The sequence below is a fragment of the Pseudomonas sp. WS 5411 genome (assembly GCF_012985595.1).
Lineage (GTDB): Bacteria > Pseudomonadota > Gammaproteobacteria > Pseudomonadales > Pseudomonadaceae > Aquipseudomonas > Aquipseudomonas shahriarae.
Map to the genome: position 1 here is coordinate 358,803 of NZ_JAARMC010000003.1, position 23,175 is coordinate 381,977.

21 protein-coding genes, 1 pseudogene and 1 riboswitch are annotated in these 23,175 nt (G+C 61.3%); of the genes and pseudogenes, 11 read left to right on the top strand and 11 right to left on the bottom strand.

The features are described 5' to 3' along the window. Window positions 1–224: 224 nt before the first annotated feature. The 4 genes from HBR93_RS08315 to ahcY form a co-directional block, all read right to left on the bottom strand. Window positions 225–2,105: a DEAD/DEAH box helicase gene (locus HBR93_RS08315; RefSeq protein WP_057440348.1), complete on the bottom strand. Its 1,881-nt coding sequence runs from the start codon at window positions 2,103–2,105 to the stop codon at window positions 225–227. Window positions 2,106–2,361: 256 nt separating this feature from the next. Next, on the bottom strand, window positions 2,362–3,132 hold the full coding sequence (locus tag HBR93_RS08320) for a transporter substrate-binding domain-containing protein (RefSeq protein WP_169960120.1): 771 nt from the start codon (window positions 3,130–3,132) through the stop codon (window positions 2,362–2,364). A 129-nt stretch (window positions 3,133–3,261) separates the two neighbouring features. After that, window positions 3,262–4,107 (bottom strand): methylenetetrahydrofolate reductase [NAD(P)H], encoded by an 846-nt coding sequence (gene metF / locus HBR93_RS08325; protein WP_057440341.1) that lies wholly within the window; start codon window positions 4,105–4,107, stop codon window positions 3,262–3,264. A 175-nt stretch (window positions 4,108–4,282) separates the two neighbouring features. After that, window positions 4,283–5,692: an adenosylhomocysteinase gene (gene ahcY, locus HBR93_RS08330; RefSeq protein WP_038444076.1), complete on the bottom strand. Its 1,410-nt coding sequence runs from the start codon at window positions 5,690–5,692 to the stop codon at window positions 4,283–4,285. 21 nt (window positions 5,693–5,713) lie between these two features. Next, window positions 5,714–5,821, bottom strand: a riboswitch (S-adenosyl-L-homocysteine riboswitch). 198 nt (window positions 5,822–6,019) lie between these two features. Between ahcY and HBR93_RS08335 the strand changes: the two genes are divergently transcribed. From HBR93_RS08335 to HBR93_RS08345, 3 genes are all read left to right on the top strand, one after another. Beyond that, entirely contained in the window at window positions 6,020–6,424 is a 405-nt protein-coding gene (locus HBR93_RS08335) for a hotdog domain-containing protein (protein ID WP_057440220.1), read from the top strand. A 98-nt stretch (window positions 6,425–6,522) separates the two neighbouring features. Further along, the gene (locus HBR93_RS08340) at window positions 6,523–8,454 is read left to right on the top strand and encodes a patatin-like phospholipase family protein (RefSeq protein ID WP_169960121.1); all 1,932 of its coding nucleotides are present in this window, start codon (window positions 6,523–6,525) and stop codon (window positions 8,452–8,454) included. Window positions 8,455–8,525: 71 nt separating this feature from the next. Next, window positions 8,526–9,413: a formate/nitrite transporter family protein gene (locus HBR93_RS08345; protein ID WP_057960860.1), complete on the top strand. Its 888-nt coding sequence runs from the start codon at window positions 8,526–8,528 to the stop codon at window positions 9,411–9,413. A 1-nt stretch (window position 9,414) separates the two neighbouring features. Here the strand turns inward: HBR93_RS08345 and HBR93_RS08350 are convergent. After that, window positions 9,415–9,552: pseudogene (locus HBR93_RS08350) on the bottom strand (sodium:proton antiporter); the annotation flags it as partial. A 107-nt stretch (window positions 9,553–9,659) separates the two neighbouring features. Between HBR93_RS08350 and HBR93_RS08355 the strand changes: the two are divergent. Continuing rightward, window positions 9,660–10,493, top strand: coding sequence for an EamA family transporter (locus HBR93_RS08355; protein WP_057440225.1), 834 nt, complete (start codon window positions 9,660–9,662; stop codon window positions 10,491–10,493). 31 nt (window positions 10,494–10,524) lie between these two features. After that, window positions 10,525–10,911: an MAPEG family protein gene (locus tag HBR93_RS08360; RefSeq protein ID WP_169960122.1), complete on the top strand. Its 387-nt coding sequence runs from the start codon at window positions 10,525–10,527 to the stop codon at window positions 10,909–10,911. Between the two features lie 78 nt (window positions 10,912–10,989). On the opposite strand, the gene HBR93_RS08365 is transcribed toward HBR93_RS08360, so the two are convergent. Beyond that, window positions 10,990–12,171 (bottom strand): MltA domain-containing protein, encoded by a 1,182-nt coding sequence (locus HBR93_RS08365; RefSeq protein ID WP_057960858.1) that lies wholly within the window; start codon window positions 12,169–12,171, stop codon window positions 10,990–10,992. Between the two features lie 127 nt (window positions 12,172–12,298). Between HBR93_RS08365 and HBR93_RS08370 the strand changes: the two genes are divergently transcribed. Next, a complete protein-coding gene (locus tag HBR93_RS08370; RefSeq protein WP_057440228.1) occupies window positions 12,299–12,748 on the top strand; it encodes a cytochrome c in 450 nt (149 codons plus the stop codon). Window positions 12,749–12,767: 19 nt separating this feature from the next. Here the strand turns inward: HBR93_RS08370 and HBR93_RS08375 are convergent, their stop codons facing one another. From HBR93_RS08375 to HBR93_RS08395, 5 genes are all read right to left on the bottom strand, one after another. Next, window positions 12,768–13,163, bottom strand: coding sequence for a DUF1090 domain-containing protein (locus tag HBR93_RS08375; RefSeq protein ID WP_057440229.1), 396 nt, complete (start codon window positions 13,161–13,163; stop codon window positions 12,768–12,770). 80 nt (window positions 13,164–13,243) lie between these two features. Continuing rightward, entirely contained in the window at window positions 13,244–14,926 is a 1,683-nt protein-coding gene (ligB, locus tag HBR93_RS08380; protein WP_169960123.1) for an NAD-dependent DNA ligase LigB, read from the bottom strand. Window positions 14,927–15,021: 95 nt separating this feature from the next. Then, complete coding sequence (locus HBR93_RS08385) at window positions 15,022–15,369, bottom strand: DUF1090 family protein (RefSeq protein WP_057440231.1); 348 nt, start codon at window positions 15,367–15,369, stop codon at window positions 15,022–15,024. Window positions 15,370–15,618: 249 nt separating this feature from the next. Beyond that, window positions 15,619–16,809 (bottom strand): methionine adenosyltransferase, encoded by a 1,191-nt coding sequence (gene metK, locus HBR93_RS08390; RefSeq protein WP_057960856.1) that lies wholly within the window; start codon window positions 16,807–16,809, stop codon window positions 15,619–15,621. 19 nt (window positions 16,810–16,828) lie between these two features. Beyond that, on the bottom strand, window positions 16,829–17,824 hold the full coding sequence (locus tag HBR93_RS08395; protein WP_057960855.1) for a metalloregulator ArsR/SmtB family transcription factor: 996 nt from the start codon (window positions 17,822–17,824) through the stop codon (window positions 16,829–16,831). Between the two features lie 260 nt (window positions 17,825–18,084). Here HBR93_RS08395 and tkt point away from each other — a divergent pair, with 260 nt between their 5' ends. From tkt to HBR93_RS08420, 5 genes are all read left to right on the top strand, one after another. Then, window positions 18,085–20,082, top strand: coding sequence for a transketolase (gene tkt / locus HBR93_RS08400; protein ID WP_057440233.1), 1,998 nt, complete (start codon window positions 18,085–18,087; stop codon window positions 20,080–20,082). A gap of 138 nt (window positions 20,083–20,220) precedes the next feature. After that, window positions 20,221–21,306 carry an erythrose-4-phosphate dehydrogenase gene (gene epd, locus HBR93_RS08405; protein ID WP_057960854.1) on the top strand — a complete coding sequence of 362 codons (1,086 nt, stop codon included), beginning with the start codon at window positions 20,221–20,223 and terminating at the stop codon, window positions 21,304–21,306. Beyond that, window positions 21,303–22,466 carry a phosphoglycerate kinase gene (locus HBR93_RS08410; protein ID WP_057440234.1) on the top strand — a complete coding sequence of 388 codons (1,164 nt, stop codon included), beginning with the start codon at window positions 21,303–21,305 and terminating at the stop codon, window positions 22,464–22,466. Before epd ends, HBR93_RS08410 begins: the two co-directional genes overlap by 4 nt. A 29-nt stretch (window positions 22,467–22,495) precedes the next feature. Then, entirely contained in the window at window positions 22,496–22,720 is a 225-nt protein-coding gene (locus tag HBR93_RS08415; protein ID WP_169960124.1) for a hypothetical protein, read from the top strand. Between the two features lie 60 nt (window positions 22,721–22,780). Next, complete coding sequence (locus HBR93_RS08420) at window positions 22,781–23,116, top strand: MliC family protein (RefSeq protein ID WP_057960853.1); 336 nt, start codon at window positions 22,781–22,783, stop codon at window positions 23,114–23,116. Window positions 23,117–23,175 lie beyond the last annotated feature (59 nt).

Sequence of the window (23,175 nt, forward strand, 5' to 3'; positions counted from 1 at the left end):
GCAGGCTGCATAAAAAACCGGATCGTGAGATCCGGTTTTTTTTAGCCTGGAATACGGTCAATGTAGGAGCTGGCTTGCCTGCGATAGCGGCAGGTCAGCCACCTGCGATGCAGGCTGAAGTACCGTCATCGCAGGCAAGCCAGCTCCTGCAGTTGATCGTTCTCGAGCCCATAAAAATGCCCCGGATCTTTCGATGCGGGGCATTTTTCATGGTGCTTTGAAAATCAGCGGTTGCGGGTCAGCAACGCTGGTTTTTCACCACGAGGGCGGCCTGGCAGTTGATCCAACTGCTCAGGTGTCGGGAAGCGATCGCTTTTCGACTCCTTGTGGATGATCTTCGGCGTCGTGCCGCTGCGCGGGTTCTGCACGGCAGGTTCCGAGGCGCGTGGCTGCTCATCACGTGCAGGGCGGCGGTTGCGCGACTCTTCGCGACGGGCCTGGCCATCACGCGGTGCGCCGTTACGCGGACCATTGCGCTTGGCCGGTGGGGTGCCGGTGGTAGCGCCGTTGCTGCTGCGCGGACCGTTCTGGCGACCCTGTGGCTGGCCGCCGGTGCGCGGAGCGCCTGCACCAGCGCCCGGTGCCGGGGCACCTGGACGACGACCACGGCCCTGAGCCGGTTTGGCCTGTGGCACGTAGTCCACGCGGTTACCGAAGTTATCCACGTCATCGTCGAGGAACTCGTCCGGTGCGCGGTCGGCTGCGGCGCGTGGCGGCTGGCTCGGCTGGCGCTGTTCGCGGGCCGGGGTGCCTTCGCGGGGCTTTTGCTCGCGGGCTGGGCGTTCGCCACGGCCGTTGGTAGGTGCCTTGTCTTTGCCACCCTTGTCCTTGCCTTTGTCGCGACGACCACCGCCACCACCGCCGCCGTTCGGGCCATCGCCCTTAGGACCACGTGGGTTGCGCGGGTTACGCACGTCCGGACGCTCGCGCACTTCCGGTTTTTCGGCTTCTACGGTGCTGGCATCGAAGCCCATCAGGTCGCCGTCGGCGATTTTCTGCTTGGTCATGCGCTCGATGCTTTTCAGCAGTTTTTCTTCATCCGGGGCGACCAGGGAAATGGCCTCGCCCGAACGACCGGCACGGCCAGTACGGCCGATACGGTGCACATAGTCTTCATCGACGTTTGGCAGTTCGAAGTTGACCACATGCGGCAGTTGGTCGATATCCAGGCCGCGGGCGGCGATATCGGTGGCGACCAAGATCCGTACGGAGCCGGCCTTGAAGTCGGCCAGGGCCTTGGTCCGCGCGTTCTGGCTCTTGTTGCCGTGGATGGCGACGGCGGTCAGGCCGTGCTTGTCCAGGTACTCGGCCAGGCGGTTGGCGCCATGCTTGGTGCGGGTGAACACCAGCACTTGTTCCCAGGCACCGGCGGTAATCAGGTGGGCCAACAGCGAGCGCTTGTGGCTGGCTGGCAGGCGGAACACCCGCTGCTCGATACGCTCGACCGTGGTGTTGGGCGGCGTGACTTCGATGCGCTCGGGGTTGTGCAGCAGCTTGCCGGCCAGGGCGGTGATGTCGTTGGAGAACGTTGCCGAGAACAGCAGGTTCTGACGCTTGGCCGGCAGGCGCGCGAGGACTTTCTTCACGTCATGGACAAAGCCCATGTCGAGCATGCGGTCGGCTTCGTCCAGCACGAGGATTTCCACGTGGGACAGATCGACGCTGCCTTGGCCACACAGGTCGAGCAAACGACCAGGGCAGGCGACCAGCACGTCAACCCCACGGGACATGGCCTGAACCTGGGGGTTCATGCCAACGCCGCCGAAGATGCAGGCACTGACGAACTTCAGGTCGCGGGCGTACAGCTTGAAGCTGTCATGCACTTGTGCGGCGAGTTCGCGGGTAGGGGTCAGGACCAGTACGCGGGGTTGGCGCGGGCCGTGACGCTGGGATTTGTCCGGGTGACCATTGGGGAACAACCGCTCCAGAATCGGGAGGGCGAAGCCGCCGGTTTTACCAGTACCTGTCTGAGCCGCGACCATCAGGTCGCGACCTTGCAACACGGCGGGAATAGCCCGCTGTTGCACCGGAGTAGGCTCGGTATAGCCCGCTGCCTCGATGGCGCGGACTAAAGCCTCGGAGAGACCGAGGGAAGCAAAGGACATGAGTAATCCTGTTTGTAGTTAGGGCTTGGCCCAAAGGGATAATCTTGCCGGGCGCGAATCGCGTTTAGAGGAACGCAACCCCGTCCGGTCCTGCTGGGGCTGGCAGGCACCCCAACGGCTCGCGCGGGCTGCAAAGCTGCGCAGTAGCGGGGTTGGATGCCTGTTATACGACCACAACGGCCGGGCGTAAGCCTGGCGGAAAGGCCGGAGTATAACAGAGCAATCACCGCGCGCCGCTTTCCTGCTGCTCAACGGTTTACTCCAGCGGCGGCGAGGGGGCAGTTTTGGCACTGTTGCCGGCATATTTTGCACTCAGGGCGGCATAGGCGGGCTCTTGCTTGAAGCGCTTGAGCTCGGCACCAAAGCGCTGCACCAGCAAGTCCATACCCGCGCCACGGCGTACGGCGAGGAATTGTTTCTGGCTGCTGATCACCGGCGACGCCTGGGTAACGTGGTGTTCCAGGCCCAACTCCTTGAGCACATGCTGGCCAACCCGGCGGTCGGTGATCACCAGATCAATCCGGCCACGGGCCAGTTTACCGAAGTTGGCCTCATGGCTGGGGGCCGGCTCGCGGGTAAACAGGGTGGATTCGCTGAACCCGGCGCTATACAGGTAGCCGGGGGAGGTGCCGATGGTCAGCCCTTTGAGGTCATCCAGGGTCTGGAACGGATGTGGGCGCTCGTTGGCGTAGAACATCACAAACTCAACCTGGGAAAGCGGTTCGCTGGGATAAAGCAGCGCCGCGTCGCGTTCGTGGCTGTGGAAAATATCCAGCGCACCATCCGCCAGGCCCTGGTCGAGCATGGCTAGGCAACGTTTCCAGGGCAGGAACTGCCATTGCACCTCGATCCCCAGGCGCTCGAACACGATGACGGTGGCCTCGTAGTCGAGCCCACGCATCTGGCCGTTTTCTTCGTAGACGTAAGGGGCCCAGGGTTCGGTGACAATGCGCAATTTCTCGCCGTGGGCGGTCAGGCTCAGGCAAGTGAAAAGGACAGCGGTCAACAGCTGGAAAATGACGGGCATACCCTGAGGTTACGACTGTCGCAGGTTAAAGAGAAGCTCTGGATCGGGGATCTTCAGGCCGCAAACCTGAACTTTTATTGTGCCGCCGGGCCGGGAAGGAATCCCGGCTGGCGGTACAAAGGGGCAGCCTCAGCGTGGCAGCTTGAGGTTGTTCCAGATCGCCAGGCTTGGGTCAGCCTGGTTCAGGGTGTAGAAGTGCAGGCCCGGCGCGCCACCTTGCAGCAAGGTTTCGCACATTTCACTGATGACTTGCTCGCCAAAGGCCTGGATGCTTTTGACGTCATCGCCATAGGCTTCCAGCTGCTTGCGTACCCAGCGTGGGATTTCTGCACCGCAGGCGTCAGAGAAGCGCGCCAGCTTGCTGTAGTTGGTGATCGGCATGATGCCCGGCACGATTGGGATATTCACACCCAGGGCCTGCACGCGCTCGACGAAGTAGAAGTAGCTGTCGGCGTTGAAGAAGTACTGGGTGATCGCACTGTTGGCGCCGGCTTCGGCCTTGCGTACGAAGTTGCGCAGATCGTCTTCGAAATTGCGCGCCTGAGGGTGCATTTCCGGGTAGGCGGCCACTTCGATATGGAAGTGATCGCCAGTTTCTTCACGAATGAAGCTCACCAGGTCATTGGCGTAGCGCAACTCGCCGCTGGCCATGCCCATGCCGGATGGCAGGTCACCGCGCAGGGCGACGATACGCTTGATGCCGGCGGCCTTGTACTGGGTCAGCAGGCTGCGCAGGTCGGCCTTGCTGTCGCCTACGCACGACAGGTGCGGTGCGGCGGGCACTTTGGCTTCGCTTTCCAGTTGCAGCACGGTGTTGATCGTGCGATCACGGGTCGAGCCGCCTGCGCCGTAGGTGCAGGAGAAGAAGTCGGGGTTGTAGCTGGCCAACTGCTTGGCAGTCGCCATCAATTTTTCATGCCCAGCATCGGTCTTGGTCGGGAAGAACTCGAAGCTGTAGCGACGGTCTTGGGACATGGTCATACCCTTGGAAACTCAAAAAACCGGAAGACATACACCGTCAATGTGGGAGCGGGCTTGCTCGCGAAAGCGGAGTTTCAGTCAACATACCTGATACTGAAACATCGCTTTCGCGAGCAAGCCCGCTCCGACAGAAGCCTGCCCTCCACATGGAGAGCAGGCAACAGGCCGATCAGTAGCGGTAGGCGTGCGGCTTGAACGGACCTTCAACCGTCACGCCGATGTAGTCGGCCTGGGTCTTGGTCAGTTGCGTCACGACGCCGCCGAAGCCGCGGACCATTTCCAGGGCCACTTCTTCGTCGAGTTTCTTCGGCAGTACTTCCACGGTCAGGCGCTCGGCTTTCTGGGCGGGCGACAGGTCGGCGTATTTCTGGCCGAACAGGAAGATCTGCGCCAGTACCTGGTTGGCGAACGAGCCATCCATGATGCGGCTTGGGTGGCCAGTGGCGTTACCCAGGTTTACCAGGCGGCCTTCGGCCAGCAGGATCAGGTAGTCATCGTTCTGTGGGTCGAAATCGCCAGCGCCGGTACGGTGAACCTTGTGCACCTGAGGTTTGACTTCTTCCCATGCCCAGTTCTTGCGCATGAAAGCGGTGTCGATCTCGTTGTCGAAGTGACCGATGTTGCACACCACGGCGCGCTTTTTCAGGGCCTTGAGCATGTTGGCATCGCACACATTGACGTTACCGGTGGTGGTCACGATCAGGTCGATCTTGCCCAGCAGGGCTTTGTCGATGCTCGCTTCGGTGCCGTCGTTCTGGCCGTCGATGAACGGCGAGACCACTTCGAAACCGTCCATGCAGGCTTGCATGGCGCAGATCGGGTCAACTTCGGAGACCTTGACGATCATGCCTTCCTGACGCAGGGACTGGGACGAACCCTTGCCCACGTCGCCGTAGCCGATCACCAGGGCTTGCTTGCCCGACAGCAGGTGGTCGGTGCCGCGCTTGATCGCATCGTTGAGGCTGTGACGGCAGCCGTACTTGTTGTCGTTCTTGCTCTTGGTCACCGAGTCGTTGACGTTGATGGCCGGGATTTTCAGCTCGCCCTTGGCCAGCATGTCCAGCAGGCGGTGTACGCCGGTGGTGGTTTCTTCGGTCACGCCATGGACGCGGTCCAGGATGGCCGGGTACTTCTTGTGCAGCAGCTCGGTCAGGTCGCCGCCGTCGTCGAGGATCATGTTGGCATCCCAAGGCGCGCCATCTTTCAGGATGGTTTGCTCCAGGCACCACTCGTACTCTTCTTCGGTCTCGCCTTTCCAGGCGAAGACAGGGATGCCAGCGGCTGCGATGGCGGCAGCGGCCTGGTCCTGAGTCGAGAAGATGTTGCAGGACGACCAGCGCACTTCGGCACCCAGGGCAACCAGGGTTTCGATCAGCACGGCAGTCTGGATGGTCATGTGGATGCAGCCGAGAATCTTCGCGCCCTTGAGCGGCTGTTCAGCGGCGTACTTGCGGCGCAGACCCATCAGGGCTGGCATTTCGGATTCGGCGATAAAGGTTTCGCGACGGCCCCAGGCAGCGAGGGACATGTCGGCGACTTTGTAGTCGGTAAAACCTGCAGGCGTGATTACAGCGCTCATGAAGAGCCTCCATTCGTAGTGTGCGAATGGGCGCCGTTGTGCGTTTAGTATCCAGCCAGGACAACCCGGCCGGGCAACGCCCCATCCGAGCCTGACAGGCCAGGGCCTGCTGCAGCGCCCCTCGGACAGGTGGCGGGAGAACGGTATCAATTACAGATGACCGTTTTGAAGCGGTGGCGATTATAGCTGCCTGCGCCTGACTTCCCAAGCCTTTCTGTCGGGGGCATGAAGATCGTTCATGGTGCTGATAGGCAATGGCTCATAGAGCTTGGGCCGACGCTCTGCCATGATGTTGCCCATCATTCGGCAAGACGCTTTGGAGTGAACATGAACTTCCACACCCGCAAATGGGTAAAACCCGAAGACCTCAACCCCAACGGCACCCTGTTCGGTGGCAGCCTGTTGCGCTGGATCGACGAAGAAGCGGCGATCTACGCCATCGTTCAACTGGGCAACCAGCGTGTGGTGACCAAGTACATCTCCGAGATCAATTTTGTCAGCGCCTCGCGCCAGGGCGACATCATCGAGCTGGGCATCACCGCCACCGAGTTTGGCCGCACCTCCATCACCCTGACCTGTGAAGTGCGCAACAAGATCACGCGCAAAAGCATCCTCACCGTGGAAAAAATGGTCTTCGTCAACCTCGGCGAAGACGGTCTGCCGGCACCCCACGGGCGTACCGAGATCAAGTACGTGAAAGACCAGTTCCAGGATGACAACCTCACTGAGTAACCCCGGCCCGGCCTGATTTGATTTACCAAATCTGTCCGGGTGGATCGCTTCCAGGCTTTCTCTGCACTCAGGACCACATCCTGTAGAGAGAGCCCGCAATGAAAGTGACCGCCAACCCGGCTGCCAAGACTCAGCCGTCATCGCGGCAACCCCCGCCACCCCCCGCCCAAGGCACCAAGACACCCTTGGTCGAGGGCGTCGGCCCGCGAAAGCTGAGCCTGTTTCGAGACAGCAAGGGGCAGGTGGAGGTGGTGCTGTCACCCCCTGCGGTCAGCCATCTGGTACTCAGCGGCGGTGGCGCCAAGGGCATCGCCTTCCCCGGGATGGTCCAGGCCCTTGAAGAAACCGGAACACTGCCAGGCATCTCTGCCATTTCTGGTTCATCTGCCGGTGCGATTTCTGCAGCGCTGCTGGCCAGTGGCATGGGAGCCAAGGCCTTCGGCACGCTCTCAAACAGCATTGATCTGCCCAGCCTGCTCAACAGCCCCAACCCTGTGACGGCCTGGCTGCAAAATGCCGGGGCGAGCCTCGGCAAACTTGCCGGGCGCCTGCCAGGCCCGGCGGGCAACATTTCCCAATTGCTGCTGACCATGATGCCGCGCCTGCAAACCCAGGCGCACTCGCTCGAAGACCTGATCCGTAACGAGTCACGCAAGTCGATCCTGGCCCATATTGCCGCCATGCCCAGGGCGGCCCGCCCCGACGAAGTGATGAAAATCGCCGACAGGCTGAGCGCCGGAGGGGCACCGACCTTTGCTGATCTTGACGTGCTGAGCAGGCATATCCCGGCGATCAAACAACTGAACATCACGGGGACCGGCATGTTCGATGGTCGCCCGCAGTTGGTGGTGTTCAACGCCAGCCTGACCCCGGATATGGACATTGCCCGCGCCGCGCATATCTCGGGCTCCCTACCGGGACTGTTCAAAAGCCCTGCCGAGCAAGGCCATGGGTTTCAGGCGGTGGGTGAAACCACTTTTTTCCAGGACGGTGGCTTGGTGCTCAACACCCCGGCACCCGGGGTGATCGAGCGCTCGTTTCCCGAGAGCCCGCTGAGCCAGCCGGAGTCGTTGATCGTCAAATTCGAGTCCCAGGCTCCTGCATCGCAGAAAAAGAGCGGCAGCGTCATAAGCGCTGTTGCGGACAAACTGACAGGCACTGCCCATACGGCTGCAGGCGCCTATCAACAGCAACGCCTCAAGGAATTTAACGAGCAAACCGTGGTGCTGCCGCTCAAATCCGCCAAAGGTGACTTTAGTGGCCTGCTCAGTGGCACGGTCAATTTCACCATGACCGCCGAGCAGAAAAAGCATTTGCAGGCCCAGGCCCGGCAAGCGGTGACGCAGCACCAGGAGCAGCGCAGCAAGGTGCGTGAGCGGCACTTGTTCGAGTCATTGGACGACGCGGTGCTGGCGATGGACGATGCAATGCTTGCCAGCGTGCAAGTGGCACTCCAGAAGGATCCCGCCGCGGCGAATGTGCTGCGTTTTCGCAAGCAGGCACAGCAGGCATTGCAAGCTCTGGACGCAGCGATTACCGAGGCCAACAAGGCAGGCAATACTTTGGTCTTCACGCCTGGGTTGCTCTCTGCGCTGCGTAACCTGGATGCACTGGTTACCCGGCCCCAGCATATCGAGTGGTTGGGGCGGCGGCTTAACGCCCCTGGGCAGCATAACTTCCAGCAACTGTTGCAGGTGGTTGCCAAGCACAATCAGGGGGCTTCCACGCCAACCTCCAAGGTCATGACCAGTGCCGTGGCTCAAATGCAGCGACGGGATATTGCCGTAAAAGCCGACAACTTCACCCGCGAAGTCATCTACCCCTCCCTCTACCGTGCAGGCCAGACGGCCGCCAACGTCGAGCTTCTGCAGCGGGCCGCGCGCGACCTGGCCACGGCCACGACGCCGGCCGAGTTCAATCGGGTGCTCGACGACATCATTGAACACTATGGTGCGCGTAATAAACCCTGGTCCAAGCCACTGAGCTCGACCACCGTGGAAATGGCCAAGGCCTGGCGCATCCCGCTTTAGTTCTCCGGCCACTGAACAGCCACTGCGCCAGCGTGTCGTAGCTACAGGCACCCCTTGGACACTGGAACATCATGGCCACCCACAAAGACGGCAAAACTCCCAACCTGTCGCAGGAAGAGCAGCAGGATGTGGACAAGAACCAACCGCCCAGGGCAGCGGTGCTGCATGAAATCATTCGCACCCAGGGCGACCAGGAACTGGAGCGCAGCGTCGCGGCGCTGTGGTGGTCGGCGCTGGCCGCCGGCCTGACCATGGGCCTGTCTTTAATGGCCATGGGGCTGCTCAACTCACGCCTGCCGGGCGGTGAAGGCTTCAAGGTGATTGCCAGCTTTGGCTACTGCGCAGGTTTTCTCGCGGTGATCCTTGCGCGCCAGCAACTGTTCACCGAAAACACTCTGACCGCCGTGCTCCCGGTGATGAGCAAGCCGACCCTGGGCAATGCCGGGCGCCTGCTGCGGTTGTGGACGGTGGTACTGGTGGGCAACCTTTGCGGCACCTTGCTGGTGGCCTACGTGATGCTGCACCTGCCGATTTTCGACACCAAGACCGACCTGGCCTTCCTCGACATCGGGCGCAAGGTCATGGAGAACGACACGGGCCAGATGTTTGCCAAAGGCATCGTCTCCGGCTGGATGATCGCCACCATGGTGTGGATGATTCCGTCCATGGAAAGCGCCAAGATGTGGATCATTATCCTGATCACCTACCTGATGGCCCTGGGTGATTTCACCCACATTGTCGTCGGTTCGGCGGAGGTGTCCTATCTGGTATTTGCCGGCGAGCTACCGTGGAAGGACTTCTGGCTGGTATTTGCCGGGCCGACCCTGGCGGGCAATATCATCGGCGGCAGTTTTATCTTCGCGCTGATCAGCCATGCGCAGATTCGCAGCGAAGGCAGCCTGCCGGGCAAGCAGGCTGCGGACCCGAGGCATCCGCAGTCGATTGACAAGGATCAGTGATGTTCAGGCCTTGGAATAACAGGGAAAACGGCAGCGCCGTTACCATTACACCGATGGTGGGTGGCAGGCCGATAAAGCGGAAATTCACATAGGTGAGCAGGGCGGTGAGGCAAATGAAGGCTGCAACAAGTTCAAGCATCCGGGGGGCCATGGGATAGAGGGCGGGGTGCAGCGGGGTGGTTTTTAGTATAAACAGGTGCTGAAACATGAAGAATCAACTCTGACCATTCTGACAAGGGGCTCCCTGTGGTTGCGACAGCCTTGGTGCTGGTAGCGGCGCTGTTGCATGCGACGTGGAACACCTTGATCAAGTTCAGCGGCGAGCGCCTGTTGGTGATCGCCTGCATGGACAGCGTGGCCCTGTTGTTTGTTCTGCTGGCAGTGGGATTTGTGTCGTTGCCGCCCCTGGAAATCTGGCCGTGGATCATCGCATCGGCCTTGTTCGAGTTGCTCTATCGCTACCTGCTGATCCAGGCCTACCGCGTTGGCGACCTGGGGCTGGTGTATCCGCTGATGCGCGGCTTATCACCGCTGGTGGTGCTGGCGTTGACCCTGGTGTTTGCCGGGGAAGTGCTCAGTACCCAGCAGATTGTCGGCATCCTGCTGATCCCGTTCGGCATGCTGTGCCTGCTTTGGCAGGGCGGTGGCGGGGAGCGGCTGCCCTGGTCGATGTTGCCGGTGGTGGCGCTGATCGGCCTGTGCATCGGCTGCTACACCTTCCTTGATGGCCAGGCGCTGCGGCGCTGGTCGCACCCGTTGGACTATCTGGTATGGCTGACCCTGCTCAGTGCCTGGCCCTTTCCCCTGCTGGCCATGGTGCGCAAGCGCGCGGCGTTCAGCCTGTTTTGGCGCACGCAATGGCGGTTGGGGCTGAGCGTGGGGTTGTGCGTGTTGTTGAGCTACGCTCTGGTGCTTTGGGCCATGCAGTTGGGCTCAATTGCCGAGGCCGCCGCGCTGCGAGAAGTCAGCGTGATCCTGGTGGTGTTGTTCGGTATGCGTTACCTGAAAGAACCTTTCGGCCGCTCCCGGCTCTTAGCCTGTGGGTTGGTACTGATCGGCATGCTCGTGATGAAACTCTAACCAGCGGATAAAACTAAAAAAGGAATGAGTGATGACTGTTGCTTTCTGGTGTGTGTTGATCGCAATTTTTCTGCCTTACCTGTGTACTGGCGTGGCCAAGTTCAGTGGTGGCAAATTCGGGCCCCGGCAGAACCACGACCCCCGGGCCTTCCTGGAAACCCTCGAAGGCTTTGCCAAACGCGCCCATAGCGCACAGCTCAACAGCTTTGAAGTGACCCCGGCGTTTGCCGCAGCGGTGATCATTGCCCACCTTGCGGGCAACGCGGAACTGGTGACCATCAACGTACTGGCGGTGCTGTTTATCACCAGCCGCCTGCTGTACATCATCTGCTACCTGGCGGACTGGGCGATCTTGCGTTCGCTGGTGTGGTTTGTGGGCATGGCGTTGATTGCGAGCTTCTTCTTCGCTTCGATCTAAGGCACGCAGCCAACCCTTGTGGGAGCTGGCATGCCAGCGATGGCGGATTTGAAACCGCCATCGCCGGTAAACCGGCTCCTACAAAGGCGCGTCCGGCACTTGAGGCAGCGCCGCACCCTTGGGCCACAGCATCCAGATCTGGCCTTGCTGCTTCATGTTCCCGGCCAGCTCGCCCGCTGCATCACCCGTGCCCCAGAACAGGTCTGCACGCACCTCACCGACAATCGCGCCCCCCGTATCCTGGGCCGCTACCGGCCGTACGATCGGTGCGCCATCGGGACGGGTGGTGGACAACCACAGCAGGCTGCCCAGTGGGATCACCTTGCGGTCTACGGCCACGCTGTAGCCTGCGGTCAGCGGTACGTTCAGCGAGCCGCGCGGGCCTTCATTGCTGTCGGGCCGGGTGCTGAAGAACACGTAGCTGGGGTTGCTCGCCAGTAACTCCGGGATCCGCTCGGGATGGGACTTGGCCCAGGCACTGATGGCGCCCATGCTCACTTCTTCTTTCTTCAACTCGCCTTGCTCCACCAGCCAGCGGCCGATAGGGCGGTAGGGGAAACCGTTCTGGTCGGCATAGCCCACGCGCAGTTGACGACCGTTCGCCAACTGGATACGGCCCGAACCCTGGATTTGCAGGAATTGCAGGTCCATCGGGTGGGTCAGCCAGGCGATGGGCTTGGCGCTGGAGCCTTGCTGGTTGAGGGTGCCGGCATCGTCATAGGGCTTGAGTACCCGCCCTTCCAGGCGCCCACGCAGGCGTTTGCCCTTGAGCTCCGGGTAGATGCTTTCCAGGTTGACGATGATCAGGTCGTCCGGCACCCCGTACACAGGAACATGGGCGGTCTTGGTTTCGGTAAGGCTGCCAGGGTAGACCGGTTCGTAGTAGCCGGTGATCAGGCCATTGGGCGTGTTGTCTGCCGAGCGCAAGCCATACACGTCCAGCTGTTGCTTGAGGAAACCCCGGATATCACCGGCATTGCCCGGCACATTGGCCGCGGCAGCGCAGGTGGTGCCCCACACCGGATCGTTCTTCAGGCGTTGGCAGGCACTGCGCCAGGATTCGAAGCCGGCTTGCAGGTCAGTGTCCGAAACTTCCGGCAGGGCTTCCCAGGTGGCGCTGACATAGGTCGCCACGGCGTGGGGTTTTTCCGGCTCGGGCTTGGGGGCCGGGGCGTTGCCACCGTCGCATCCGGCGAGCAGCGCGATCATCGGCAGAGCCCATGCCAGTCGGCGGCTCCAGGGGGTCAACAGGTTATTCATGCAAGTAATTCCCGAGGCGGTAGCCGGTACCGATTACGGCACAAGCGTCCATATTATTAATAGGGCTATTGGTCTTTCCGGGCGGGGCGGGGATACTGGCCGCCGTTTCCCGTGACCCTGAGCCACCATGACTTTTAAAAAACTGACTGTTGTATTGCTGGCCGCTTTGACGCTGACCGCCTGCGGCGGCGTGGATCCGAACTCGCCATTGGGCCAGCGCAAGGCCATCTTCAAGCAGATGCTCAAGACCGGCGAAGACCTGGGTGGCATGCTGCGCGGCCGTATTCCGTTCGACGGGGCGAAATTTGCCGAGGGTGCGGTCAAGCTCGACACCCTGTCCCATGAGCCGTGGAAGCACTTTCCAACGGTGCGCGAAGAAGATCACACCAGTGCCAAGGACGATGTATGGCAGAAACAGGCCCAGTTCCAGGAACTGGCGCGCAACCTTGAGGCGGCCACCGGTGAGTTGGTGATCGCCAGCCAAGTGCAGCCTTACAAAGCCAGTGACCTGAAGCCGGCCGTGCAGAAAGTCGAAGATGCGTGCAGCGCCTGTCATAAGCAGTTTCGCGACCATTGAGGCATCGGTCGGATGCGTCTTACTTGTCCAGGTCGTCGAGGGCTTGCTGTAGCTCTTTGCGCGACTCGGCGAGCTTGTCCTTACGCTTGTTGATCTTCTCGGAGTCGCCTTTTTTCATGGCCTTGTCGAGGTCAGCCTGACGACGGCTGACTTCGTGCTTGGCATCCAGCACCTTGTTCTCGCGTTCCTTTTTCAGGGAGGCGTCGGTGCAGTGGGCGGTGACTTCGCTCAAGGCTTTTTCCAGACCGGCTTGTTGCTCACTGTTGCCATGGGCCTTGGCTTGTTCGATCTGCAGGCTGATGGCCTGGCGCTTGGCAGCGCAACCGGTCAGTTGCGGGGCTGTCTCGGCAGCCAGCAAGGGAGTGGTCAGAAAACTGGTGACGGTCAACAGGGCAAGCGGTGCAAGAAACTTCATAAAAACTCCAAAATAAACAAGATCGTTGTCAGGTGGGCAGGATGATTTCTGCCGGTACCGATGAATGTAGCGGGCCGGGCCTAAAAACCGTCGATCCCGGCAGCCCGTAGTGTTTCGCTCATGGCCACCACCTGAGGGTCGCGAAAAAAGGCGCTCAACTGCGCCGCGCGTCCCGGGCCGATTCCTGCCTCGGCCTGCCAGGCTTGCGTGTCGCGGGCGGCCAGGGCATGCCAGCCACCCACCAGGTTATTGCGGGCGGTCGGTGGAACCCCCAGCGCCATCAGCCATTGAGCGAACGGTCGCTGACGTGCGGTCTGCAGGCTCGCAAGCAGGCGCGTCGTGCTGCGGTCGCCGAATCCGTCAATGGTAGCAAGCTCTGTCTCATCAAGGTTCAACCAATCCACCAAACCGCTGATTTGACCGGCCTGGATCAAGGAGTTCCAGGTCTCGCGGCCAATGTGTGGCAGATCCAGCCCCTGCTTGCCACTGAGCCAGGTCAGTCGGGCCAGCAGTTGCTCCTCGCAGGCCGGGGCCAGACGCAAGCAGCTCAGGTGATGGAAGTCGCCCGCCACCGGGGCCGCGACATCGACCCGTGGATAGCTGCGCAGGATGACCTGGTCGAGCCTGGGAATCACTTGGCCGGCAAGGCTGATGGACACCTGGTCGCCGGGCCGGATATCGAGTTGTTGCCAGCGTTTCAACGAGCCGATGCTGACGCGCTTGATCTGACGATCGTCGAGCATTACCGGGTGCAGTTCCAGGATCGGGGTGATACGGCCGGTGCGGCCGATCTTGAACTGCACCTGGCGCACATGGGCCAGGGCTGTGATGACCGGGTATTTCCAGGCAACAGCCCAGTAAGGCGTACTGGCCTGCCAGCGTTCGGCCGGGGCGCGCTGGATTTGATGCAGCACCACGCCATCAGTGGCGAAGGGCAAAGGGTGCCCATGCCAGAACGCTCGCCAGTGACGGGCCTGCTCGAAGGTGTCGATGGGCTGGCTGTAGCGACGGCTGTCGGTAAAACCCCAGTGTGCAAGGGTGTCCAACTGCTGCTTGAGGTCCGCCGGCCCTTGCGGCCAGGCCCAGACAAACAGGCCGATGCCGGCGGCGTCGGCGTCACTGAGGTGTTGGCGGTTCATCAGCCCGGAGATTTTGCTGCGGGCATTCATGCCGCCCGTCTCCCCTTGTATATGGGCGTCCAGGCGCCAGTACAGCTCGCCCTGCAAGAGCAGGTCGATGGCCTCGGGCAGTTGTTGCACAAGGCCGGGGATCTTGCGGGCCGAGTCCGTCCAGTCATGGCCGAACAGGCCGTCGCCGCGGCTGATCACCTGGGCCAGGCGACCCCCACGATAGACCAGGCTCACGGCCACCCCATCGACCTTGGGTTGTATCCACAGGTCGCTGCGTGTGCCGATCCAGTCTGCCACGGCGCGGTCGTTGACCAACTTTTCAAGGCCCGTGTGCGGGACGGGATGGGCGACGGTGCCCCGCGAGCTGACCAGGGGATTTTGCGCAGGTGACGGCGCCTGTGCAAAGCAAGCCCGCCACTGCTCCAGGCGCATGCGGGCCTGGTCATAGAGCTCGTCGCTGACCAGGGATTGGCCGAGTCGGTGGTAGCTGTCGTCCCACAGGTCGATTTGCCGTTGCAGGGCGGTGATTTCGTCCCGGGCCTTGTCGGCTTGCCAGTCCGGGCAGCCCTGCGCCCAAGCGACGATAGGGAAGAGCATCAATAGCAGGTAGGTCAGCAGGCGTGGTGTCATCATGAGCATCCTTGCTCTGAAGGGGCGCCCAGCCTAAAGCAAGCAAACGCCCATAAAAAAGCCCCGCAGGCGCGAGGCTTTTTACCGGGTGTTTCTGCTTACTTGAACAGACCGCCCAGGGCTTTCACGGTGTCGTTGCTGTCAGCCTTGGCCTGCTGCTTTTGCGCGGTTTCGTCGAGCTTGCCTTGGGACTCGCCGACTTTTTTGCAACCTTTGTTTACCTGGTCCAGTGCTGCCTGCATGGCCTTCACTTTCAGGTCTTCGCCATTGGCTTTGGCGGCGTCGACTTTGGCTTGCAGCTCCTGGCTCTGTTTTTCGCAGTTGCCGGTAGCGCCGCCCAGTTGGGAAGTCAGGGCGCCAGTCAGGCCGCTCAGGTCAGCGGCTTGCACTGGCAGGGCGAACAGGCTGAGCAGTACGGCGGCAGGAGCGAAGGTGGAAATACGCATGAAAAACCTCAATGTTCGATTGCCTGCGCACTTGGCTGTCCCGAGCAGGCGCAGTGCAGTATCCAATGTGGTTAAGGGCTCGGGAGGGCGCGAATTCTAGTGGGCCATCATTTAGCCTGCAAGGTTTGGATCCAATAAATGTGAACTATTTGCCAGGTTCGCCGTCGCGCTAACCCCCACCCGCAAAAAAGCGCAACAAAAAGCCCCACCGGGAAAACCCGGCGGGGCTTTGGGTGCTACGTGCTGCGATTACAGACCGGCAGCGGTGCGCAGGTCGTCGGCGCGGTCGGTTTTTTCCCAGGTGAACGTGGTGAAGGTGTCGTCGCCGACGGTCTTCTGTTCAGGGGTACGACCGAAGTGGCCGTAGGCCGCGGTTTCCTGATACATCGGGTGCAGCAGGTCGAGCATGGTGGTGATTGCGTACGGACGCAGGTCGAAGATCTCACGCACCAGCTTGACGATCTTGTCATCGCTGATCTTGCCGGTGCCGAAGGTGTTCAGCGAGATCGACGTAGGCTGGGCCACACCAATGGCGTAGGACACCTGAATCTCGCAACGCTCGGCCAGGCCAGCGGCGACGATGTTCTTGGCCACGTAACGACCGGCATAGGCTGCCGAGCGGTCAACCTTGGAGGGATCCTTGCCGGAGAACGCGCCACCGCCGTGACGGGCCATGCCGCCGTAGCTGTCGACGATGATCTTGCGCCCGGTCAGGCCGCAGTCGCCCACCGGGCCGCCGATGATGAACTGGCCGGTCGGGTTGATGTGGAACTGGGTGTCCTTGCTCAGCAGTTCGGCAGGCAGCACGTGCTTGACGATCAGCTCCATCACACCTTCGCGCAGGTCTTTGTAGGAGACTTCCGGATTGTGCTGGGTCGACAACACCACCGCGTCGATGCCCACCACTTTGCCGCCTTCGTAACGGCAGGTCACCTGGGACTTGGCGTCCGGGCGCAACCAAGGCAGCAGCCCGGATTTACGGGCCTCGGCCTGGCGCTTGACCAACTGGTGCGAGAAGGTGATCGGTGCAGGCATCAGCACGTCGGTTTCGTTGCTGGCGTAGCCGAACATCAGGCCCTGGTCGCCGGCGCCCTGGTCTTCTGGCTTGGCGCGGTCGACACCCTGGTTGATGTCGGGCGACTGCTTGCCGATGATGTTCATCACGCCGCAGGTCGCGCCGTCGAAGCCGACGTCAGAGCTGGTGTAGCCGATGTCGGTGATCACGTCACGGACGATCTGCTCCAGGTCGACCCAGGCCGACGTGGTGACTTCACCGGCGATGATCGCCACGCCCGTTTTCACCAGCGTCTCGCACGCCACGCGGGCGAACTTGTCTTCAGCAATGATGGCGTCCAGCACCGCATCAGAAATCTGGTCGGCGATTTTGTCCGGATGCCCTTCAGACACGGACTCGGAGGTGAAAAGGGAATATTCGCTCATCTCGATGTTTTCCTGATATTTACCGATGGTGAGTGTCGCCAGTTGGCCGCTGAAAGTGGCGGACCTGAATCTGGAAACCATTACGTAAGCCTACATACAGGCTTTCCCCGGGAACGAGTCCCGCAGCGGTGGCCCAACGGGCCAGATCGTCCTGTTCAAACCCCAACCATAGATCACCGCAGGCCTCCCTGGCCCAACTCTGGTTGTGGCTGCATAAATCAGTTACTAGCAGGCTGCCACCCGGTTGCAGCAAACCGGCCATCTGTCTGAGAGCATCGGCCGGCGCGGCAAAATGGTGAAGAACCATGTTCAACACCACGCAATCGGCTTGCAGCCCGACCTCATTCAAGGCATCGGCCAGTTGCAGGCGGACGTTGCCCAATTGCTCGCGCTCGCACAGCTGGCGCGCCAGTTCCAGCATGGCCGGGCTGTTGTCCAGCGCCGTCACCTGGTGGAAGCGTCGTGCCAGGTCCGGCAGGAACCCGCCGTCGCCCGGGCCGACTTCCAGCGCCGTGGCACCTGGGTTGAAGCCCAGCTTGTCGAGCAGCGCCAATACGCTTTCGCGGTATTGAGGCAGCCCGGCAATCAGGTCCTGCTGGGCGCGGAACTTGTCCGCTACCCGGGAGAAAAAGTCCTGGCTGGCCGCAGCGCGTTGCCCGTGGACCTGGGCGATCCGCGACTGCACGTCAGCCGGCAGGGCCAGGTTGTCCACTTCTTCGAGCAATGCAGCGTGCAGCTTGCCACCCAGCAAATCGGTGTGGGGCAGGGCGCGACGGTAAAAAATCGCATTGCCTTCACGGCGGGTGGCCACCAGGTCGGCCTGGGCCAGCACTTTCAAGTGGTGGCTCATGCCGGACTGGCCAATGGCAAAGATCCGCGCCAGTTCCAGCACACCAAACGAGTCGTTGGCCAGGGCGCGCAGTACATTCAGGCGCAGCGGATCACCGCCGGCCTTGCACAGGGCCGCCAGCTCATCGCAATCGTCGGGGCGAATGGAAGGCGCAGGTAAGTTCATAAGGCCAGCAGTCTAGTGATGAGGTCAAATCCCCGCAAGGCCAATATCAAAAAGTTTTGATATTGGTCGATAATCGGTGGTTATAAGCAGGCGCTATAACCTTTAGACGAACGGCGGGAAGTGTTCTTGCCGCCAATGCAGTCCAAACCACAGGAAAAACCTACATAAGTCGGTATCTGTCATTGCCCCTGAGGCCTTGGCTGAGGGAAAATGCCGGTCCTTTTTTCCGTTTCTTTTATTCAACCTCCAGGAGATCAGCGATGCCCAGCCGTCGTGAGCGTGCCAACGCCATTCGTGCCCTCAGCATGGATGCCGTGCAAAAAGCCAACAGCGGCCATCCCGGTGCCCCAATGGGCATGGCGGATATCGCCGAGGTACTTTGGCGTGACTACCTGAAACACAACCCGAGCAACCCGTCGTTCGCCGATCGCGACCGCTTCGTGCTGTCCAACGGCCATGGCTCGATGTTGATCTATTCGTTGCTGCACCTGACCGGCTATGACCTGTCCATCGACGACCTCAAGCAGTTCCGCCAACTGCACAGCCGCACCCCGGGCCACCCGGAATTCGGCTACACCCCAGGCGTCGAGACCACCACCGGTCCCCTGGGCCAAGGCCTGGCCAACGCCGTGGGCTTCGCCCTGGCAGAAAAAGTCCTGGCGGCGCAGTTCAACCGTCCTGGCCACAATGTTGTCGACCACCACACCTACGTGTTCCTGGGTGATGGCTGCATGATGGAAGGCATTTCCCATGAAGTCAGCTCCCTGGCCGGCACCCTGGGCCTGGGCAAGCTGATTGCTTTCTACGATGACAACGGCATCTCCATCGACGGCGAAGTCGAAGGCTGGTTCACCGACGACACGCCAAAGCGTTTCGAAGCCTACAACTGGCAGGTGATCCGCAATGTTGACGGCCATGATCCGGAAGAGATCAAGACCGCCATCGAAACCGCGCGCAAAAGCGAGCAGCCGACCCTGATCTGCTGCAAGACCACCATCGGCTTCGGTTCGCCGAACAAGCAAGGCAAGGAAGACTGCCACGGCGCCCCATTGGGTGACGCGGAAATCGCCCTGACCCGCGAAGCGCTGAAGTGGAACCATGGCCCGTTCGAAATCCCGGCTGATATCTACGCCGAGTGGGACGCCAAGGAAGCCGGTCGCGCCGCAGAAGCCGAGTGGGACCAGCGTTTTGCGGCCTACTCCGCAGAGTTCCCTGAGCTGGCCAACGAACTGGTACGCCGCCTGGCCGGTGACCTGCCTGCTGATTTCTCGGAAAAAGCCTCGGCCTACATCGCCGAAGTCGCGGCCAAGGGCGAGACCATCGCCAGCCGTAAAGCCAGCCAGAACACCCTGAACGCCTTTGGCCCGTTGCTGCCTGAGTTCCTCGGCGGTTCGGCTGACCTGGCCGGTTCCAACCTGACCCTGTGGAAAGGCTGCAAAGGTGTCTCGGCTGAAGACGCCAGCGGCAACTACATGTACTACGGCGTGCGCGAGTTCGGCATGAGCGCCATCATGAACGGCGTTGCCCTGCACGGCGGCCTGGTGCCTTACGGCGCGACCTTCCTGATGTTCATGGAATACGCGCGCAATGCCGTACGCATGGCCGCGCTGATGAAGAAGCGTGTGATCCATGTGTACACCCACGACTCCATCGGCCTCGGCGAAGACGGCCCGACGCACCAGCCGGTCGAGCAACTGACCAGCCTGCGCACCACGCCGAACCTGGATTGCTGGCGCCCAGCCGACGCGGTGGAATCCGCGGTGGCCTGGAAGCACGCGATCGAGCGCAAGGATGGCCCTTCGGCGCTGATCTTCTCCCGTCAGAACCTGCAACACCAAGTGCGTACTGACGCGCAGATCGCCGACATCAGCCGTGGTGGCTACGTGCTCAAGGACTGCATTGGCGAGCCGGAGCTGATCCTGATCTCCACCGGTTCCGAAGTGGGCCTGACCGTTCAGGCCTACGACAAGCTGACCGCCCAAGGCCGCAACGTGCGCGTTGTGTCCATGCCGTGCACCAGCGTGTTCGAAGCCCAGGACGCCGACTACAAGCAATCGGTCCTGCCGTTGCAGGTCAGCGCGCGTATTGCCATCGAAGCGGCGCATGCCGACTACTGGTACAAGTACGTGGGCCTGGAAGGTCGCGTGATCGGCATGACCACCTACGGTGAGTCGGCGCCGGCGCCAGCGTTGTTCGAAGAGTTCGGTTTCACCCTGGAAAACATCCTGGGTCAGGCTGAAGAGCTGCTGGAAGACTAAGTCAGTCTGCGTTGTCTGTACTGGCGCCATCGCGGGCAAGCCCGCTCCCACATTTGGATCTCGGTCTAATGTGGGAGCGGGCTTGCCCGCGATAGCGATGGAACATTCAACACTGAACGAACATTGATCGAGAACCCCATGCCTCAACCCCGTCCCTACAAAGTTGCACTCAACGGCTACGGCCGGATTGGTCGTTGCGTCTTGCGTGCGCTGTTCGAGCGAGGGGCGGCGGCCGGGTTTGAAATTGTCGCCATCAACGATCTGGCCGACATGGCCAGCATCGAATACCTGACGCGCTTCGACTCCACCCACGGCCGGTTCCCCGGCGAAGTGCGGATCGACGGCGATTGTCTGCATATCAATGGCAACTGCGTGAAGGTTTTGCGCAGTGCCACGCCCGAGGGCATCGACTGGGCGGCGCTGGGCGTCGACCTGGTGCTGGAATGCTCCGGGGCCTACCACACCCGGGCCGATGGCCAGCGGTTCCTCGACGCCGGCGCGCCGCGCGTGTTGTTTTCCCAGCCGATGGCCAGCGAGGCGGATGTCGACGCCACTATCGTCTATGGGGTCAACCAGGACTGCCTGACCGGTGACGAGTTGCTGGTGTCCAACGCCTCCTGCACCACCAACTGCGGTGTGCCGTTGTTGCGCCTGCTGGACCAGGCGATTGGCCTGGAATATGTGTCGATTACCACTATTCACTCGGCGATGAACGACCAGCCGGTGATTGACGCCTATCACCATGAAGACTTGCGCCGTACCCGTTCGGCGTTCCAGTCGGTGATTCCGGTGTCCACCGGCCTGGCTCGTGGTATTGAACGCCTGCTGCCGGAACTTGCCGGGCGAATCCAGGCCAAAGCAGTGCGCGTGCCGACGGTGAACGTGTCGTGCCTGGATATCACCATGCAGACTGTCAGCGACACCGACGCCAGCGAGGTCAACCGGATCCTGCGCGAGGCTGCCACCAGCGGCCCGCTCAAAGGCCTGCTGGCGTACACCGAGTTGCCGCACGCCAGTTGTGATTTCAACCACGACCCGCATTCGGCCATCGTCGATGCCAGCCAGACCCGCGTTTCCGGCCCCAGGCTGGTGAATATCCTGGCCTGGTTCGATAACGAATGGGGCTTTGCCAACCGCATGCTGGATGTTGCGGAACATTATCTGCACATCGCTTCTTCAAAATTAGCCCTTCAAAATCAAGTAATTCAGGAACTGCGACCATGACCGTGTTGAAGATGACCGACCTCGATCTGCAAGGTAAGCGCGTACTGATTCGCGAAGACCTCAACGTCCCAGTCAAGGACGGTGTAGTCACCAGCGATGCGCGAATCCTGGCTTCGCTGCCGACCATCAAGCTGGCCCTGGAAAAAGGCGCGGCCGTGATGGTCTGCTCCCACCTGGGTCGTCCGACCGAAGGTGAGTTCTCCGCCGAAAACAGCCTCAAGCCTGTAGCCGATTACCTGAGCAAGGCCCTGGGCCGCGAAGTGCCGCTGGTGGCTGACTACCTGGGCGGCGTTGACGTCAAGGCCGGCGACATCGTGCTGTTCGAAAACGTGCGCTTCAACAAAGGCGAGAAGAAGAACAGCGACGAACTGGCCCAGCAATATGCTGCGCTGTGCGACGTGTTTGTGATGGACGCCTTCGGCACCGCGCACCGCGCCGAGGGTTCGACCCATGGCGTGGCCAAGTTCGCCAAGGTGGCCGCTGCTGGCCCGTTGCTGGCTGCCGAGCTGGATGCACTGGGCAAGGCCCTGGGCGCACCAGCCCAGCCAATGGCTGCCATCGTGGCCGGTTCCAAGGTGTCGACCAAGCTGGACGTGCTCAACAGCCTGAGCCAGATCTGCAACCAACTGATCGTGGGCGGCGGCATTGCCAATACCTTCCTGGCCGCTGCTGGCCATCCGGTAGGCAAGTCGCTGTACGAGCCGGACCTGTTGGACACCGCCCGTGCCATCGCGGCCAAGGTCAGCGTACCGCTGCCGGTGGACGTGGTGGTTGCCAAGGAATTTGCCGAAAGCGCCGAAGCGACCGTCAAGCTGATCGCAGATGTGGCGGCTGACGACATGATCCTGGATATCGGCCCGCAAACGGCGGCCAACTTCGCCGAGCTGCTGAAAGCCTCCCGGACTATCCTGTGGAACGGCCCGGTCGGTGTGTTCGAGTTCGACCAGTTCGGCAACGGCACCAAAGTGCTGGCCAAGGCGATTGCTGAAAGCTCGGCATTCTCCATTGCCGGCGGTGGCGACACCCTGGCGGCCATCGACAAGTATGGCGTTGCTGAGCAGATCTCCTACATTTCTACCGGTGGTGGCGCGTTCCTTGAGTTTGTCGAAGGCAAGGTCCTGCCAGCCGTTGAAGTGCTGGAAAGTCGAGCCAAGGGCTGAGACCCGCAGCCTGGAAAAGGAGCATTCCCATGATCAAGCCATTCGCGCTGGTGATTGCAGCAGGCCTGTTGGCCGGCTGCGGCAGCGCGCCCAAGGCGCCGGTAGACGACGCCCCAGGGGCTGCACCGCACAAGGGCTGCTACCAGGCCGACTGGCAGGCTGAAACCATGCCGGTGATCAGCAAGCGCATAGGGCCCGACGGGCTGGAGAAATACGATTCCCCGCCCAAAGGTAAGGAACAGGGTTGCCCTTGATGGGTCTGATTCACTAACCGACAGCAGTGGCGGCCTCGGGCCGCCGTTCGAGGATTGGCAATGAAAGGCGTTATCGCCCTGGCAGCACTGGCTCTATTGGCCGGTTGTGCCAACCTGAACATGTTCAACAAGGCACCAGCGCAGCAAGAACCATGGACCACCTGGGTATGCGACAGCCAGGCCCAGGTGAACTGGCGGTTTGTCGATACCGACCACAAGCAGGTGGATGTGCGCCTCGGCGGCTCCGACCTGGTGTATCGCCTCAAGGAAGATGTGGCCGCTTCCGGCGCGCTGTACAGCAATGAGCAACTGGCGTTTCACACAAAAGGTGAGGAAGGCCTGGTTTACTGGGTTGCCACCGATGATTTGATCGGCCGGGGCTGCAAGGCCCAGTAATACAGAGCACATGGGATCCGGTTCCAATTCGACAAAGATTGCGAACCTCACCCTGCAAT